General features: G+C 41.3%; 1 protein-coding gene. It reads left to right on the top strand.

Translation table 11 applies throughout. From position 1 onward, the window contains the following. The first annotated feature begins 92 nt into the window (after positions 1-92). On the top strand, positions 93-515 hold the full coding sequence (locus GOU96_RS18200) for a hypothetical protein (RefSeq protein ID WP_140211002.1): 423 nt from the start codon (positions 93-95) through the stop codon (positions 513-515). Positions 516-526 lie beyond the last annotated feature (11 nt).

Genomic DNA, 526 nt, shown 5'->3' with positions numbered 1-526 from the left:
GGTGGTCTGCGAAAAGTTGGTTTATGCGGCACTCACCCCTTAACGCAGCGTTAGGTGTTTTCTGCCTGCGGATATAAAAAATTGGAGTGGAAATGAGTTACATTAAACTTTTGGCAGTATGTGCCGCTGTCGTTGTATTTGTAGTATCAGCAATGTTTGCCGGACATCATTTGTTCAGTGATACTCCGACGCTTCAAAATATATCCAATGCGCTAAGTGTGGTAAATGTGTTGTTTACGGGACTCGCATTCAGCGCTGCTGGTATAGCAGTCTATATCCAAGCGGTCCAATTGAAAGAAGCTAGGCAATCCCTCAAGGATGCTGGAGAAGTTCAGAATAAGAGTATCGAAACTCAAGCTAAAATTTTACAAATTCAACGCTTACAGGCAGAGGCGTTAATCAAATCAAAACAGGTTGAGATTACGGCAATCTTAGAAAGTAGTCCTTATAATCACGCTATTTCCCCTAAGTTTGAAGCTGAGATAGAAGGAATTATCCGAAAAATCAACAGCTAATGATATACACC

It is taken from the genome of Vibrio sp. R-1, assembly GCF_035615595.1.
In the GTDB taxonomy this organism is placed as follows: domain Bacteria; phylum Pseudomonadota; class Gammaproteobacteria; order Enterobacterales; family Vibrionaceae; genus Vibrio; species Vibrio cholerae.
This window is presented reverse-complemented; position numbering and strand designations above follow the sequence as displayed.

Excerpts from the sequence above, each read along its gene's own strand:
- GOU96_RS18200 (WP_140211002.1), top strand. The coding sequence starts at position 93 with ATGAGTTACATTAAACTTTTGGCAGTATGTGCCGCTGTCGTTGTATTT.